Source organism: Polaribacter septentrionalilitoris (assembly GCF_009832745.1).
GTDB classification, from domain to species: Bacteria; Bacteroidota; Bacteroidia; order Flavobacteriales; family Flavobacteriaceae; genus Polaribacter; species Polaribacter septentrionalilitoris.
In genome coordinates, this window is record NZ_VRMJ01000036.1 from 98,679 (window position 1) to 115,971 (window position 17,293).

Below are 17,293 nucleotides of genomic sequence, written 5' to 3' on the forward strand. Positions count from 1 at the left end.
ACCTTACCATTTTCAAAACATTAATGAGTGAACATCAACTTATCTTACTTTTAAAACAAGCAGATAAAAAAGCGCTTAAAATGTTGTACACAAAAAACAGATATCATTTTATCAATTTTGCAAGGAACTTTAAAGTTTCTGAAAATGATATCGTAGATGCTTATCAAGATGCAATTATAGCTTTGTCTGAAAAAGCTTTACAAGGAGAATTAGACAATTTAAAATGTTCTATTAAAACTTATTTATTTGGTATTGGCAAATATATGTTGTTTGAAAAAGCAAGAAAAAATCAAAAAAGAGTGTTAGATTTTCCGTTAGAAAAAGAAGATTATAATTACAAAAATATTGCTGAAGGTTTTTTGGAAGAAACACCTAACCAATTAGAAGCTTTATTACAAAAGGGATTTGCTTCTCTTGGCAAAAAATGTAAAGAAGTTTTAAGACTTTTTTATTACAGAGGTTTTACCATTAATGAGATTTCTGAAAGATTAGGCTACAAGGATAAAAATGTGGTAAAAAGTCAAAAATCAAGATGTATTAAACAATTAAAAGAAAAGATTAATAAGTAACTCATGGAAAATCAAGAGTTTGATAAACATCTAAAAAAAGCAATTACTGCTGAAGAACGTAAACTTCAGAAAGCATACCTACATTCTGTTGAAAATTCTTTAAAAACTTCTAAAAAGAAGTTTAATTGGCGTATTGCAGTCTCTATTATTATGCTTTTAGGTTTAGTTAGTTATTTTGCACTATTCAATCAATCTTTAAGTAATGATGAATTGTATGCGAACTATTTTTCTCCTTATGAAAATGTTGTTAAGCCTATTGTTCGCGATAAAGTAAAACTGACTAAAATAGCTGAAGTTTTTAGTTTATATGAGAAAGGCAAATATGAAAAAGCACTTGAAAAATTTAATAAATTAACACCTCAAGATGCTATTGATGTTGGTACCCTAAATTTTTATAAAGCAAATACCTATTTACAGTTAAAACAGTTTGAAAAAGCAAAAACTATTTTTTCTGAAACTAAAAATAATAAAGAATGGAATCAAGAAAGCCTTTGGTATTTAGCATTAATTTCTATTAAATTAAATGATTCAGATGCTGCTTTAAAGAACTTACATATACTAAGCACAAAAACCTTTAAAAATAAAGAAGTTAAAGAGCTAATTAATTGGCTTAACTAATTTTTACTTGAAAATAAAAACAAATGAAATGAACTTAAAATCAAAAATACTTTTTTGCATTCTATTCATTTATTTAGGTTTTAACTCTTACTCTTTATTTGCTCAATCAGAAAAAACAGACAATTACAATAAACAAGTAAAAAAATTCTATCTCTTAAAAAAATATGATAGTATTATTTCTTTATCTAATAAATTGTTAGAAAATTTAAAAGCAAAAACAACCTCAGATAGTTTACTGTTTGCCAAAATATACCTCAATAAATATAGTGGTCTTCATGAAAAAAAGAAAAGCCTTAATAATTTATCTTCATTAAATAAAGCAATATCTTATTGCCCCAATACACATACTGGAGATAGCCTAAAAGCAAGTTTTTATAATACAAAAGCATATCTAGAAAGTGAAATAGGCACAAGTATGAAAGCCTATAAAAATATTTTAAAATCACTTAAACTTTTAGATAAACTACCCAACCCAAATTCAGGTTCTCTAATGGGTGCTTATTTGTTATTATCAACCGAAAATGCATATTATGGTAATTTTCAAAAAGCTAAATATTATATACGTTTGGCTGAAGAAGTTTATAAAAAAAACAAAACTTATATAGATAACAATACTTGGCAACTGAATGGAAATCACCATAGAATGGGAGTTATTTTAAAGTACCGAAAAATATATATGCTTTGGAAAATGTCTAAAACCTCTAAGGATAGTTTATTGATTCTAAAAACGATGAATGATTTAGAAAAAATGCATAACCAAGCTGATTTTCATAAAGAAGAAAGAATTTATTATAGTACTGCTTTGAATCATGTAGGTGATTGGTTTGTTTCTCATAAATCCGATTCTTTAACAACAAAAAAAGATATAGAATTAGGATTAAGGTTTTTATTAAAGTCTCATAATTTAATTAAAAACAAAAAATACCCAGGTACACTTTGGGCTGTAAAATACAATATTGCAAAGGGGTATACCAAAGGAAATTTGTTAGAAAAAGCAGATAGTACTATGTTAGCTTTGTTTAAAGGCATTTCTAAAACCGATGGCAGACGTCCTTTTTTCTATGCTCAAAAGGCATTAATAAAAGCAAAAAAAAATCAAAAAGATAGTGCCCTACTATATTTTGACAAGTCTATTCAAAAGATTCATAGTGGAAATGATTCTTTAGTAAGCCAATACTCCAACTTTAAACCTAGTAAAAGTTATAACCATACTCGTTTACTCCTTAGAATTAATGAAGAATTAAACAACTATTATTCTGCAGATACAATTGTTCAAAAGAAAATTGGTAAACTTTATTATTTAGCCCTACATCAATTTGAAAATAGTTATTTAAACATCAACTTTAATAAAAAACAAAACAAACAACTTCGAAAAATTATTAAAGGGATTTTAAATGCAAAAAAAACAGGTTCTATTGATGATAATATTCTTCAAAAAACAATTTTAAACAAGTTTGAAATTTTTAAAAATCAATTGGCTTGGAAAAAGTTTTACGAGAGTCGTTATACAAATGTATTGCCAGAATTAGATTCTGTAAAACAAAGAAATGCAGCATTAGCTTCTTTGCTTAGTAAAGCAAAAATTGCAAAGAATGTTCCGCAAAAAGACTCTTTACAAAGGCTTATTCAAAAACATAATACTTATAAGAAAAAGCAGTTTCCTCAATTAGAATTGTTGAGTAATTTTGAGTTTTCTATCGAAAACCTTCAGAAAGAACTAACCGATAAAGATGTTATCTTAAAATACATTTTGTTAGAAAATGAAATTGCTATTTATCAAATTTCTAAATCTAATTTTAAAGTTCATTTAGTTCCGTGGACAAATACTGAAAAACAAATATTAAATGATTTTATCTACAAAACTCGTAACAGAAAAAATAACATTGACTTGGGGAATCAATTAGGAGAACTTTTAATTCCTGAGTTAGACAATCAAATACATCATTTAATTATAAATCCAGATGGTGCATTGTTTAAATTACCATTTGAAGTTTTACAAACCCAAGGAAAATTTACAACTGAAACTTATCATATAAGCTATACGTCTAATTTAGGTTTTATAAACCATACTGTTAACAATACTGCTACTTCAAAAGATATTCATATTTATGCGCCTCTTTATGCTAACACAACATACTCATCTAACAGTAGAAATAAACCTTCTTTTTTAAAAGGCGCCAATAGTGAAGCTAAAAATATTAACAAATTGTTTCCATCTAAACTTTATAATGATGAGAACTTGACAAAATCAGCATTCATTAAAACAGCAGCAAAAGGGAGAATTTTACATTTGGCAATGCATGCTGAAGTAAATGAAGATTACCCAGAACTAAGTCGTTTATTATTTAGCAACAACTTAGAAAAAGAAGACGATCATTTGTACTTAGAAGAATTGTATGGTCTAAGTTTAAATGCAGAATTGGCAATTTTAAGTGCTTGTAATACTGGATCAGGCTTAGAGAAAAATGGAAATTTAGAATCTTTTCAAAGAGCATTTACCTTTGCAGGTGTGCCTACTACTGTAGTAAGTTTATGGCAAGTTCCTGATTTGGCTACAGAACAAATAATGCTATTCTTTTATCAGAATTTAAAAAATGGACAAACCAAATCTGAAGCTTTAAGAAATGCTAAATTAAGCTATAAAAATAAATATGCAGACAGCAAGCTTTCTGCTCCGTATTTTTGGGCAGGTTTTGTGGTGTATGGTAATGATGCGCCTGTATTTGAAACCTCATATAATTATTACATCATTATAGGTTTTGTATTTGTTTTGATTCTGATAGTTTTTTACCTCAACCAAAAAGGGTTATTAAAAAAATAAATATTATTCAATAATAATCTTTTTTGTAAACTGCTGACTTTTAGTTTTTAATTTGATAAAATAGATACCTTTTGAAAGAGAACTGGTATTTAAAATAGTATTAAATGTCTTGTTTTTTTGATGTATAACTTTCTTACCTAATAAGTTAAAAACTTCTACAGATTGTATTTCTTGATCTATAGATTTTGATTTTATATTGATAAAAGATGTTGCTGGGTTTGGGTAGATTGAAAAATTATCTTTAATAATTGCACTAATTCCTGTTGATAATACTCCATTATATTTTACAAAAAAGAATACTTCACTTGTAAAATCAGAAACGTTTATGGTTACAGTTTTACTGTTATTATTAAAACTTTGTGGAGTAATCTCTGTCCAATTATTATTGTCATAAGCCAAAATCGTTATATTATCTCCTGTTAAATTTATGTTTTCAATCATATCATCATCAAACCCTAAAGTTAAACTTGCAGAAAAAGTATTGTTTTCTTTTAAGGTATTTACAGCATAAAATAAACTAGATATTCTTGCTTTATTCTCGTTATTAGGTAAATTAATTATATTACCTTTAAATTGATTGGAAAGTGTGTCTAATAGTTGAACTTTTAATTGATCGTTTTCGTTAAAAGTTATTGAGTTTGCATCTACATGATAAGTTTTAGAGTTGTATGTAAATGTTGTGTTGTTTTTACGGGTTGTTTTTGACCCTGAATTGTTAAATATTTTTGCTCTAATTTCTGCATTTAATGTATAAATTTTTTCTTCAGAATTTATAGTTTCACGTGATCTAACAATAAACCCATTATTGTAAGGATATAAAAAATTTACATTTGGTTTTACATCGTTAGGAAACTGATATACTAACTTTATAGAGTCTTCATTGATATCATAAGCTAATAATAAATGTTTTTTTTCAGATAAGCTATATTCTGCTAAAAAATATAATCTATCTCCTACTGGTACTATTTTTCCTATATTTTTAGCAGGTGTAGATGTAGCAATGTATCTAGGAATAAACATTTTTCTAGTTCCAGATTTTGTACCATCAGAAATAAACAAATCTTCGTAAAAACCAAAACCAACTTTTGGAAAAACATACAGTTTTTTTTGATATTGCACATATTGAAATACATCTATTTGAGGAGCATCTATCTCTAAATCTTCTAAATTAGGGATACTATAAAACTTTTTAGAAAAACCATCTTGTTTAAAGTATATAATTTTTTCATTAATTTTTCCTAAAATATTATCTGGACTATCAGCATCAGAAAAAGATTTATATCCTAAAGAACCATCATCGCCATTATTAATGGCTGTTTCAGTACTTCCAAAATCTATATCTCCATTAGAAAAACAAATATTTACAGGATAATTTCTCTCTACTGGACCAGGAACAACATTGGTATAGAAACCATCTCGCCCGATAAAATAAATATAATCGTCAAGCAAAAAACTTTTTGGACTTACACCTTTAAAAGATGTTGGTTTAGAAACCTTATTTTGAGTTACTCTCCTTGTACCTAAAGCATCAACTTCATATAAGTCTAATTCTCCAGATACTTGAGCTCTAAAAAAGAGTTTATCATTCCATTTAAAAAAAGAATTTGGCGAGTTTTCTCCATAAAAACTTTCTGGTAATGTAAAATTTACTTGATTTCCATCTTTTTTAAAATGACGAACAACCAATTTATTAATTAAATTTTCTTGAATTGTGTCTATTGTAACCAAACCATCATTAGTCACTAACTGCATATTAAAGTTTGAAACAGTAGGTTTAAACGTATTTTCTGGTATTAATAAACTTCTTGAATTGTTTAATTTATAAACTTGGTTTAGAGCACCAGTATTTACAACCCCAGCATAAATAGCTTTTGTTGTTGTGTAGTTTCCATCTTTATACAATCTAACAGCATCTCCAGAAACATTTGTGCTAAAATAAGCTCTTGCAGTAGATCCTGGTAATAATTCTATTTTTTCACCAGGAACCCCATTACTAAGAAAAACACCTGGTAATAACGTAGTATTGTTTTTTACCATTGTATACAAAATATCATTATCATAAACAGCCAAAGAATAAACTGTGCCTATACCTTCACTTTGTGGTTCATCAAGCAAAACCAATTGTGCTTTTGTAGTAACAAAAGTTAGAAAAAATGTAAATAAAAGTAATTTTGTTTTCATAATTTTTTAGTTTAATATTTTTATTGAGTAACCTGATGTTTTAAAACATCGATTTATATTTAGAAGTATTGATAATAACTGTTTTGTCTTTTTCTATTTTTACTACTTTAATAGTGGCTTTTTCACCGTTTTTAGATGTGGAATCTAGTTCTAAAACAAAACCTTCAATATTCGTTTTGTTAGTCATACCTAATAAAGGTGCATAGGTTGCTTTTATAGGGAAATTTTGAGTAGTTATCCATGTAGAAATTGTACCTCCACCATTTTTGTATTGATACTCATAACACAAATAGCCTAAAATAGTTTTCGTTTTTCCAGTTTTTTGTAACTGTTCTTTTGTAGGCACTTTATCAGTATTATCAAAGCCAGAAAATTCATCTTCGGTTAATTCTCTTTTAATTTTCATACCAGATGCATTAATAAAAGATACCGCTTTTTTGGGTGATATAACATTGTAAATATTATCATTATCACCAGCACTCATTTGCATGCAAATGGTTTCTTTATTTGTTTTATCAAACAAAATATTAAAGGAAGCTTTGTCTCCTTGTTCAGATAAAATTTCAACTGTAATTTTTCCTTTAAAATGATAAATCTCTTTAGTCTTAGAGGTCTTGTTTTTTGTATTTAAAGTGCTATCAATTAATTTATCTGTTTGTTTATCTATGGTAGATTCTATTTTTTGCTCTACTTTTTTAACTGCTTTATCTTTTATTTTTTTCCAAAACTGAGCGTTAGTAGGAAAACAAAATGTGATAAAAAAGAAAAGAAATAAGGTTTTTTTAATGCTTTTCATGGTAATTTTAAGTTTGTTGTTTACTAATTAATGCCTCCTTTTAAAAAAAGTAAACATGTAAACATTGTTTTTTTTATTTTTACTAAAAATGTTTACACTTTACATTTTTCATCATTAATATGCATAAAGACACCTTTTTATTAGAGGGATTAAAAAACGGGAATGAAAAGACGCTTTCTAAGGTGTATCTGATCTATAAGTCTGATTTTATTGCTTACGCAAAAAAGTTCGATTTGTCTAAAGATGATATTATTGATGTATATCAAGATGTCATTTTAGCTTTAAGAGAAAATGTAGTGTCTGGAAAATTAACAGCTTTAAACAGCTCTTTAAAAACCTATATTTTTAGTATTGGAAAATACATGATATACAGCAAGCTGAGAAAGAAGAACAACGTTCATTTGCAAGAGTTTAATGAGTTTACAAATACAGAAATTAACCAAGATTACGATTTTTTATTCGCAAAAGAGCTCACACAAAATCAAAAAAAACTACAAATTGCTTTTAAAAAATTGGGTAAAAAATGCCAACAGTTGTTAACGCTTTTGTTTTACAATAATTATAGTTTTGATGATGTTTTAGAAGAACTAGATTACACTAGTAAAGATGTTGTAAAAAGTCAAAAATCAAGATGTCTAAAAACCTTGAAACAAAAAATAAAATGATAAATGATGATGATTTAAAAACGGTAATTGCTAAAGAAGAATACACAAAAGGAAAAAAGCAATTACAAAAATTAGAAACTAACCGTTTTTCTATTCAGAAAAAATGGTTGGTTGCTGCGTCTTTTATTGTGTTTGTTAGCTTGCTTAGTTTTTGGCTTCTACAAAAAGATGTTACTCCAAAAGAATTGTTTGCACAAAATTTTGAAGTTTATCCAAATCTTATCACCCCAAAAACACGTAGCGAAAACACAAATACGCTAAAAGAAATAGCATTTAATAATTACGAAATTAAAAATTATAAAGAGGCTATTAATGGTTTTAATACACTTTTAGCATTAAAAAATACAGATACAACTGCTGTAAAATTATACAAAGCAATTAGCCTTTTAAGTATTGATAATACTTCAGAAGCAATCAGTATTTTAGCAAAAAATAAAGAGGCTAATAAGAAATGGAAAGACAAATATTTATGGTATTTATCTTTAGCTTATTTAAAAAATAATCAACCAGAAAAAGCGAATAAAACACTAGAAAATTTATCTAAAGAAGAATATAACTTTAAGAAAAAAGCAACCTTAACGCTGTTGAAACTTCTTAAAGAATAACCAAATTCCAAAAATCAGTATTATTGATATTGCAGGAACAATCACTTTAAACAAGGAATGATTTTGGGGTTCTATAATGGCAGATGTATCTCCAGAAACCACAAAACCTGCCCAATAATAAGGTGCTAAAAGCGCTACATCATTAGTGTTTGCAAGATATTCTTGTTTGGCTTTTTGTAAAGCTTTTGCTTTGGTCATTCCCAGTTTTAGGTTTTTATAAAAAGAAATCATAATTTCTTTTGTGGTAACATCTGGTACTTCCCACAGGCTAGAAATAGTGGCATTAACGCCTGCTAATCGAAAAGCTCTTTGTAAAGAAACTGCTCCAATATTTTCATTTAATTTGGCTGTACCTGTATTACAGGCACTCAAAACTGCTAAGTTTGCGTTTAATTTCAGCCCATACAATTCTTCTAAATACATGTTTGCAGAATCATCATTAGAAAAAGAAAAATAACTTAATTCTGGTGTTTTATGATTGATTTTTGCATGTGAAGCCAAATGGATAATATCTGCTTTAAAAGCATTTTGCATAAAGTTTTGCTTGCTTGCTTTTTGTCCACTAAAATGCGTAACATCAAAAATAGTAGAAATAAATTCTGCTTCTTTTAAAGCACCTTCTAAGGTTTCTTTTTCATTTCTTAAACTCTCTTTTTTTACAGATGTATATGTTGGCGAAAAAACTTGAATTTTATCAAATTGTTTTTTAGCTGTGTTCTGGCTATTCACAAAAACAAGATAAGATGCGTAACTAATGGTTTTACTCTCTACTAAGTAAGTATCATCTTTTGTAACTAAGGTTTCAAAAGGAAGGTGATGCAAAATATCATCTGGAATAATAATTAAGTGTTCATAATTTTGAATGTTGAATGGTAAAATTTCACCTAAAATACTTTTTGCCAATTGCTTATTTTCTGTTGAATTTTTAAGAAGCTTTATATAAGTATAAATGTTATTTTTTAATTCTTTAGAATAGGATATTGATTTTAAAGTAACCGATTTTTTATCGATTTTAAATACATGAAAATTGTTACCTATTCTTTTAAATCTAAATACGGTTGCATTATTTTTTAGCTGTTTTTGTAAATCTTCAACCTTAAAATCTTTATAAATATAATTAGAGATAGAAGGGTATTCCTCTTCAAGAAAACTCAAATGTTTTTCAATTTTATTGTTTAATTCTGCAATTAAATTTTTGTCATGATCCTTTCTGGCAGCAACCAATTGAGTTCTTAAATAGGCTTCTTTGTAAAAAACTGCATCAGGAATAGAAGACGTTAATAATTTTCTATTTTGTAAAAATTCTTTCCAAGAAAATCTATTTTCTAAATTTTCTATAGCATTAATTAGTTTTTTGTTTTCTAAATTACCAAAACCTAATTTTTTGGTTTTAATAATACCTTCTATGGTTTTATGATAGTAATTTTTAATTTTTGTATTAAAATTGGCTTCTTTATAACAGTTTTGTAATTGCAGCAAACCCATTTTATAAAACTGCGCAACATTTTTTAAAACAAGGGTGTCCTTTGGATACTTTTCCAAAATTTCATCAGCAATTTCTGCCAACAAACCAGTATGATTTAACACTGTACTAGGTCCAAAATTTTGATAATTTGTAGCTAATTTTAAAGAATCTGAATGTATGAAAGCAACCATTTTGTTGAATTCAATTAGAGCTTTTTGTGGATTACCTTGATCTAAAAAAATCAATCCTTTTTGTGCAATAAAAAAAGGAAAACGACTGTCTTTTTCTCCTGATAGGTTTATTATTTTTTGATTGAGTTTTAATGCTTCAGCATATTTTTTACTATAACGTAATTGTTTTGCTTTGTTAAATTCAAACTGAAGATAATTGTCAAAATACTCTTTCTTATCAATATTTTTAAGTGCTAAATTGATATAATAGTTACCTTTTTGTAAAGGGTTGGTATCTGAAACATTTTCTCTAAAGTTCAAATAAAAATCGCCAATACAATTTAAGGAAGCAGCATACATTAATTTTTCAGTAGTATTAAATGGTATTGCTTTTTTTAGTTTCTCTAAATTTTTAAAATGATGCAACATCTTTTTTTCATCACCTTTTAGGTGATATAAATAAATGTATTTGTATTGAAAAAGTACTTTTTTAGAAGCTTGATTTGGGTTGATAATATCCTTAAAATTCAACTTATTTTTAAAAATTGCATAGCCTTTGTTTAAGTAAAATTCTGCTTCTTCATAAAAACCTAAATAAGAGGCTTCACTACCTAAGTCTGCATAAATTGAGAGTAAATAATCATAATTTGGGTTGGAAATTTTACTTAATACCTCTTCTGCTTTTTTTACGGTTTTATAAGAAAGTACATATTCTTTTAACTCGTATTCTGCAAAAGCCTTATCATATAATGCAGTTCCTAAAATATTTTTTCCTGATGAATTATTAGGTGCAATTTTTGTTACTAAATTATAGTAAGTAACTGCTTTTAAGTAGTTTTCTAGGTTGTAAAAAGCATTTGCTTTTGTATGGTATATTTTTGATACTAATAAACTATCATTTGTGTTTTTTAGAGAGAGTGAATCTAACGGATAGGAAATGAGTTCTTTAAATTGTTGATTTTTAAAACTATGCTCAAATTTTTGTAGTATAGAATCGAGTTTACTTTCTTCTTTTTGAAAAGAAAAAGTTGCCATAGAAGTACAAAGCAGTAAAATTAAAAAGCTTTTTTGTAGCAAAATGTTTGATATTGTAGCTCTTAAATTTACAAGAAAATTATTTTTCTAAATACTTTTCTGCTACTTTTTCTAATTCAGCATACCAATTTTCTCCAAATTTTCTAATTAAAGCTTGTTTTACAAACTTATAAACGGGTATTTGTAGCTCTTTCCCTAAAGAACAAGCATCATCACAAATTTCCCACTTGTGGTAATTTACAGCAGCAAACTCGCTATATTCTTTAACTCTTAAAGGATACAAATGACAAGAAACTGGTTTTTTCCAATCAATCTCTCCTTGATTATAAGCTTCTTCAATAGCACAAAGTGCCGTATTTTTTTCATCAAAAATAACATAAGCACAATCTGCACCTTTTATTAAAGGGGTTTCTAACTCTCCCCATTCACTGGTTACCCAAGTACCTTCTTTTTCTATTACAGCAATACCTTCTTTTCTCAAAAAGGGTTTTACCTTCGGATATATTTTTTCTAAAATTTTGGTTTCCTCTTTATCTAAAGGCGCACCAGCTTCACCATCTACACAGCAAGCTCCTTTACATGCAGATAAATTACACACAAAATCTTTTTCTATAATATCTTCTGAAACGATTGTTTTTCCTAACTGAAACATTACACAAAAATAACTCAATATTTTTTGTTTTTTTTCTATTTTCATAAAATTAGTTATCTAATTTTGCAAAAAATTAAAAACGGTAATGAATTTTAACTTTAAAGAGATTTTTACTGCATTTATGGTTCTGTTTGCAGTAATAGATATCATTGGTAATATTCCAATAATTATTGATTTGAGAAAGAAAGCTGGTCATATTCAATCTGAAAAAGCTTCTTTAATAGCTGGTTTTATCATGATTCTGTTCTTATTCTTAGGACAAAGTTTACTAAAATTAATAGGTATTGATGTAAACTCTTTTGCAGTAGCTGGTGCATTTATTTTATTCTTTATTGCACTAGAAATGATTTTAGGCATTACGCTTTATAAAGATAGCGATGAAGATATTAACGCTATTACTGCTTCTGTTTTTCCACTAGCCTTTCCTTTAATTGCGGGTCCTGGTAGCTTAACTACGTTATTATCTTTAAGAGCAGAGTTTCATATAGAAAATATTATTGTAGCTGTCTTATTAAACGTAGTTTTTATTTATATTGTACTCAAAACATCATCGAAAATAGAACGCATTATTGGTCCTAATGGTATTCAAATTATTCGTAAAGTTTTTGGTGTGATATTATTAGCAATTGCCGTAAAGTTGTTTGCTGCAAATATTAAAATGCTTTTTGTCTAAATGAATTTTGATGTATTAATTATTGGTGGAGGGGTTTCTGGAATGCAATGTGCACTTGTTCTAGGTTCTGCTCAACATAAAGCTTATGCACAAAACAAAAAAATTGGAATTGTTTTACATCAAAGGGCATCTCACTTACAAAATGCCTTATTTAATAATGTATTAGGTCTTCAACCAAAAACATTAGGAAAAAATATTCTTACAGAAGGTAAAGAGCAACTTTCTAGCTTGTATCCTCATATTCATCAAATTGACAAAGAAAGAGTTTTAGCTGTTTTAGCTCATGAAACAGGTTACGAAATAAAGACAAATATAAATACTTACTTTTCTAAAACTGTCATTATTGCACTCAACTACTCCAAACCTCTTACTATAAAAGGACTCGAAGAGTTTGTTATTCCGCATCAAAGAGCTAATCCAACAAAAGATAGAATACAACTTAAAAATAATCATCATTTTATTAAAAAAGGATTGTATTGTTGTGGTACAATTGCGGGTTGGCGAAGTCAATTTTCTATTGCAGCAGGAAGTGGTGCAAGTGTAGCTACAGATATTCTTACGCTTTGGAACCAAAATAACCCAACTAAGGTCCATGATAAAATATGATAGAAATCATATTTTAAAGCCCTATTAATTTATAATTTTACAATATAAACGAGATATATTATTAATTTAATAATTTCATAAGAGTTTATAGTAAATAACTTGATTAAATTATAAAACTAAAAAGGCACGTAAAATGGAAACTAAAAAAAAACCAAGACAACAATTAGAAAATTTCAGTAAAATTTTCATGCAAATAGGTTTGGTACTTTCTTTATTTGTAACCTACGCATTAATAGAGCATAAAACTTATGATAGAGGTGAGTTAAAAAGCTTAGGTGAGGTAAATATGACCGATGATATGAAAGAAGATATCCCTATCATTAAAATTCAAAAAATAGAACCTACTCAAACAGTTGCTCCCCCACCTCCTTCTATAGAAAAAATAGAAATTGTAGACGATAAACAAGTAATTGAAGAAACTATTGTAGAAACTACAGAAACAGATGAGAAAGAAGCAATTACTGATGTTGTTATCACTACAGATGATATTATAGAAGTACAAGAAGCAGAAGAAGTAGTAGAAGATATACCTTTTGTATTAATTGAAGATGTTCCTATTTATCCTGGTTGTAAAGGAAATAACAAACAATTAAAAGATTGTTTTACAGCTAGTGTAACAAAATACTTTGGAGAAAGATTTAACACTAACTTGGCTAATGAATTAGGATTAAATGCAGGTAAAAAAAGGTTATTTGTTATTTTTAGAATAGATAAAACTGGAAAAATTACCAATGTTAAGGCAAGAGGACCTCATCCTTTATTAGAAAAAGAAGTTTCAAAAATAATTAAATCTTTACCTAAAATGACACCAGGAAAACAAAGAGGAATACCTGTAGGCGTTAGTTATGGTTTACCAATTACATTTGAAGTAAGAGAGTAAATAAAGTAAACCTATTCAATAAAAAAATCCAGCTTTTAGCTGGATTTTTTTTATTTTAAAAGTTGAATTACTCAACTGTAACCGATTTTGCTAAATTTCTTGGCTGATCTACATTTTTACCCAAAAGAACAGCAATATGATAAGATAATAACTGAAAAGGAATTGTTGTTAACAAAGGTGTTAACGCTTCTTCTGTCTCAGGTATTTCTATTACATGATCTGCAATTTCTTTAACTGTTACATCTCCTTCTGTTACAACAGCAATAATTTTACCTGCTCTAGATTTTATTTCTTGAATATTACTTACAACTTTCTCATAGTACCCTTTGTTTGTAGCAATTACAAAAACTGGCATATTTTCATCAATTAAGGCAATTGGTCCATGTTTCATTTCTGCAGCAGGATAACCTTCTGCATGAATATAGGAAATTTCTTTAAGTTTTAAAGCTCCTTCTAACGCTACTGGAAAGTTATAACCTCTACCTAAGTATAAACAGTTTGTTGCGTTTTTATATACGTTGGCAATCTCTTTTACCTTTTCATCAATCTTCAATAGATCTTCAACACTTTTGGGTACTAATTCAAGTTTTTGGAGGTACATTCTAAAAGCAGAATCAGACATTGTTCCTTTTACGTTAGCTAATTTTAAAGCAATTAAAGAAAGCACTGTAATTTGTGTCGTAAACGCTTTTGTTGATGCTACCCCAATCTCTGGACCAGCATGTGTATAAGCACCTGCATGAGTTTCTCTAGCAATAGAAGAACCAACTACATTGCATATACCAAACACAAATGCTCCTTTAGATTTTGCTAATTTAATAGCTGCTAAAGTATCTGCTGTTTCACCAGATTGAGAAATTGCAATAACAACATCTTTATTGGTAATTATAGGATTTCTATATCTAAATTCTGATGCATATTCTACTTCAACAGGAATTCTAGTCATATCCTCTATCAAATACTCACCTACTAAACCTGCATGCCAAGAAGTACCACATGCTACTATGATAATTCTGTCAGCATTAAGAAATTTATTTAAATTGTCATCTATTCCAGACATTTTAATAATACCATCTTTAGGTAGCATTCTACCTCTATAGGTGTCTATTATAGCCTTAGGTTGCTCATAAATTTCTTTAAGCATAAAATGCTCATACCCTCCTTTTTCTATCTCTTCTAAATTTAATTTAAGTTTTTGAATTGTTGGGTCTACTAGAGAATCATCTTTAATTTTTCTAACTTTTATATCTCTACCTAACTTTATAATAGCAAGCTCTTCATCTTCTAAATAAACTACATTTTTAGTATACTCTAAGAAAGGTGAGGCATCAGATGCAACAAAAAACTCACTGTTGTCTTTTCCAACTCCAATAGCTATTGGACTTCCTAAACGAGCTACAACAACTTCATTTGGTTTGGTTTTATCAAAAACAGCAATAGCATAAGCACCTATTACATTATTTAAAGCCAATTGAACTGCTTTTCCTAACTTACAACCTTCTTGTTTTTTAACCTCTTCTATTAAGTTAACTAATACTTCTGTATCTGTATCACTTTTAAAAGAATATCCTCTTGAAATAAGTTCTTTTCTTATCGAATCATAGTTTTCTATAATCCCATTATGAACAATAACTAAATCTCCTGATTGTGAAAAATGAGGATGAGAATTTACATCATTAGGAACACCATGAGTAGCCCATCTTGTATGGCCAATTCCTATTTTTCCAACTCTTTTACCTGATGAATTAGCAGTAATCTCTTCTAAATCGGCAACTTTTCCTTTTGTTTTAGAAAGCTGAATATCATTTCCATCATATAGCATAATTCCAGCACTGTCATATCCTCTATATTCTAATCTTTTTAACCCATTGATAACTATTGGGTAAGCTTCTCTATTACCTATATATCCTGTAATACCGCACATAACAATTATTTTTAAGGTGTTTAATATTCTATAAATTTAATTTTTCTCAGTATAAGATATCTTTAATCTGGCCCTTCTCACACCATTCGCATTCTTATCATGATTTAGAATAGTAATTGCTTTTAAACTCCAATTATATGGTCTAAAGATTGTATCTGAAACCGAAACTGCTCCATCTGTTGGATTATATACTTTAAGTCTTAAGTCTGGATTATAAGATGTATTTCCACTTAAGAGATCAGAAACGTAATCTGTAATCCTAAATGTATAACTATCTTTTTTGTTATTATCATTTTGTAAAAAACCCCCAAAAAAACTAGGCTCTGTATTTTTATCTTTTATCTGACTTATAACTACATTTGAACTTGCATTTAAGCCTCGTTTATAAAGGTGTAGCCTATTTGGAGCTAAAGTTGTATCTGCAGATTGATTAATGTAAAAAGTAAGAGAAGCATCGTTTATCAACCAATTCTTAGCTCTTAAGTCATCTAATTGAGTACCCTTTAATATTTCTACTTTAGCTTCACTTCCTGCAAGACCTTGAATTTTCACCTCGTTATTTGAAGGATAGGTTCTATCTGACATTTTAAACTTATTATTAACAATACCTCCTAATTGAAAAGAATAGTTTTGTTTTATAACAGTATCTATCTCTGATGAATTCTCTTTAAAATATGTATTGGTATAAAACACATCTATAAAAGGATTTAAATTTTGTGTTGGACTAGACATATCAAATGATATTAAAGACCCTCCTCTTGTTGGATTGTTTGTTTTCTCTTTTGCTTCGATTAATATTCCTCTAAAATAATCATTAAAGTTTGCTTGAGAATCGAAATTAGAATTGTTAAAGTTATCAATAAAAACATCTTTAGCAAAACTCTTTTTTAAAGGTATAATAGCCATAGGATATGCTATCTCAGATGTTGGTGATGTAGAGTATCTAATGGTATCTGTATCAAATAAAGAACCATCACTCGCTTTTCTTTTAACAATAATTAAAGTATCTTTTGTACTAGGCAAAAAATCCATATCTACTATTTCATTCAACTCACTTCCAATTTTTTCATAGGATTGGTCTGAAGTATATGAATTAATTTTACTAGGATCATCAGGATTTAACCTACTTAAAAAAGTATTTATTTGATAAACATTTAAAGTAAATGGTAAATCTCCAACAACTGAATCTAAGCTATACAATGGTTTATCTGTATTAGATAATAATGTAGCTTGATATGGTATTCTAAGAAATGCGGTATCAATTTGTGTTGCAAATAATAAATTATCAGGGTTAGTATAAGTTGTAAGAGTTGCCTCTGAATTTACAGCCACTTGAGATATTATGGAAGCCTCAACATCTTCATAATCATCATTTATGTGAACTCCTAATAAATATTGTCCTTGAAAACCTGAAAAAGGTTGAAAACCTAGCTCTAAAGCATCTGCTCTAACACTTTCTACTGGAACATTAGAAACTAATACTTCTAAAATGGTATCCTTTGTATTGAACTTAGTATTACTAATGATGCTTGTCCCAATATCTGTAAAGTCTTTTTCACAAGAAATGACTATCATTAAAAACGAAAATAAGGCTAGTAATACAGAACCTTTTCTAAATATTTTTCTCACTATA

At 28.0% G+C, this 17,293-nt stretch carries 14 protein-coding genes; 8 read left to right on the plus strand and 6 right to left on the minus strand.

The window, feature by feature from the left end; genetic code table 11:
* The first annotated feature begins 23 nt into the window (after positions 1-23).
* The 3 genes from FP421_RS10020 to FP421_RS10030 are packed head-to-tail and all read left to right on the plus strand — an operon-like array spanning position 24 to position 4,008.
* Positions 24-569 (plus strand): RNA polymerase sigma factor, encoded by a 546-nt coding sequence (locus FP421_RS10020; protein WP_159950184.1) that lies wholly within the window; start codon positions 24-26, stop codon positions 567-569.
* Between the two features lie 3 nt (positions 570-572).
* Positions 573-1,187, plus strand: a complete 615-nt coding sequence (locus FP421_RS10025) for a tetratricopeptide repeat protein (protein WP_159950186.1) — start codon at positions 573-575, stop codon at positions 1,185-1,187.
* 28 nt (positions 1,188-1,215) lie between these two features.
* Positions 1,216-4,008 (plus strand): CHAT domain-containing protein, encoded by a 2,793-nt coding sequence (locus FP421_RS10030; RefSeq protein WP_159950188.1) that lies wholly within the window; start codon positions 1,216-1,218, stop codon positions 4,006-4,008.
* A 3-nt stretch (positions 4,009-4,011) separates the two neighbouring features.
* On the opposite strand, the gene FP421_RS10035 is transcribed toward FP421_RS10030, so the two are convergent.
* Both FP421_RS10035 and FP421_RS10040 read right to left on the minus strand, forming a co-directional pair.
* Positions 4,012-6,189: a T9SS type A sorting domain-containing protein gene (locus FP421_RS10035; RefSeq protein ID WP_159950190.1), complete on the minus strand. Its 2,178-nt coding sequence runs from the start codon at positions 6,187-6,189 to the stop codon at positions 4,012-4,014.
* A gap of 40 nt (positions 6,190-6,229) precedes the next feature.
* Positions 6,230-6,985 (minus strand): hypothetical protein, encoded by a 756-nt coding sequence (locus FP421_RS10040; protein ID WP_159950192.1) that lies wholly within the window; start codon positions 6,983-6,985, stop codon positions 6,230-6,232.
* A 119-nt stretch (positions 6,986-7,104) separates the two neighbouring features.
* Between FP421_RS10040 and FP421_RS10045 the strand changes: the two genes are divergently transcribed.
* Together FP421_RS10045 and FP421_RS10050 are read left to right on the plus strand one after the other, a co-directional pair.
* Positions 7,105-7,650: an RNA polymerase sigma factor gene (locus FP421_RS10045; RefSeq protein WP_159950194.1), complete on the plus strand. Its 546-nt coding sequence runs from the start codon at positions 7,105-7,107 to the stop codon at positions 7,648-7,650.
* Complete coding sequence (locus FP421_RS10050) at positions 7,617-8,255, plus strand: tetratricopeptide repeat protein (RefSeq protein WP_159950197.1); 639 nt, start codon at positions 7,617-7,619, stop codon at positions 8,253-8,255. The genes FP421_RS10045 and FP421_RS10050 overlap by 34 nt, the downstream gene beginning before the upstream one ends.
* On the opposite strand, the gene FP421_RS10055 is transcribed toward FP421_RS10050, so the two are convergent.
* Both FP421_RS10055 and FP421_RS10060 read right to left on the minus strand, forming a co-directional pair.
* Positions 8,226-10,925 (minus strand): CHAT domain-containing protein, encoded by a 2,700-nt coding sequence (locus FP421_RS10055; RefSeq protein WP_159950200.1) that lies wholly within the window; start codon positions 10,923-10,925, stop codon positions 8,226-8,228. The two genes, FP421_RS10050 and FP421_RS10055, sit on opposite strands and share 30 nt — an antisense overlap.
* A gap of 79 nt (positions 10,926-11,004) precedes the next feature.
* Complete coding sequence (locus FP421_RS10060) at positions 11,005-11,577, minus strand: DUF3109 family protein (protein ID WP_159950258.1); 573 nt, start codon at positions 11,575-11,577, stop codon at positions 11,005-11,007.
* Between the two features lie 85 nt (positions 11,578-11,662).
* Here FP421_RS10060 and FP421_RS10065 point away from each other — a divergent pair, with 85 nt between their 5' ends.
* The 3 genes from FP421_RS10065 (at position 11,663) to FP421_RS10075 (ending at position 13,736) form a co-directional block, all read left to right on the plus strand.
* Positions 11,663-12,250 carry a MarC family protein gene (locus FP421_RS10065; protein WP_159950203.1) on the plus strand — a complete coding sequence of 196 codons (588 nt, stop codon included), beginning with the start codon at positions 11,663-11,665 and terminating at the stop codon, positions 12,248-12,250.
* Positions 12,251-12,856 (plus strand): FAD-dependent oxidoreductase, encoded by a 606-nt coding sequence (locus tag FP421_RS10070; protein WP_159950206.1) that lies wholly within the window; start codon positions 12,251-12,253, stop codon positions 12,854-12,856.
* 133 nt (positions 12,857-12,989) lie between these two features.
* Positions 12,990-13,736, plus strand: coding sequence for an energy transducer TonB (locus tag FP421_RS10075; RefSeq protein ID WP_159950209.1), 747 nt, complete (start codon positions 12,990-12,992; stop codon positions 13,734-13,736).
* Positions 13,737-13,803: 67 nt separating this feature from the next.
* Here the strand turns inward: FP421_RS10075 and glmS are convergent, their stop codons facing one another.
* Positions 13,804-15,660: a glutamine--fructose-6-phosphate transaminase (isomerizing) gene (gene glmS, locus FP421_RS10080; protein ID WP_159950212.1), complete on the minus strand. Its 1,857-nt coding sequence runs from the start codon at positions 15,658-15,660 to the stop codon at positions 13,804-13,806.
* A 36-nt stretch (positions 15,661-15,696) separates the two neighbouring features.
* Positions 15,697-17,289 (minus strand): DUF4270 family protein, encoded by a 1,593-nt coding sequence (locus FP421_RS10085; RefSeq protein ID WP_236548096.1) that lies wholly within the window; start codon positions 17,287-17,289, stop codon positions 15,697-15,699.
* Positions 17,290-17,293 lie beyond the last annotated feature (4 nt).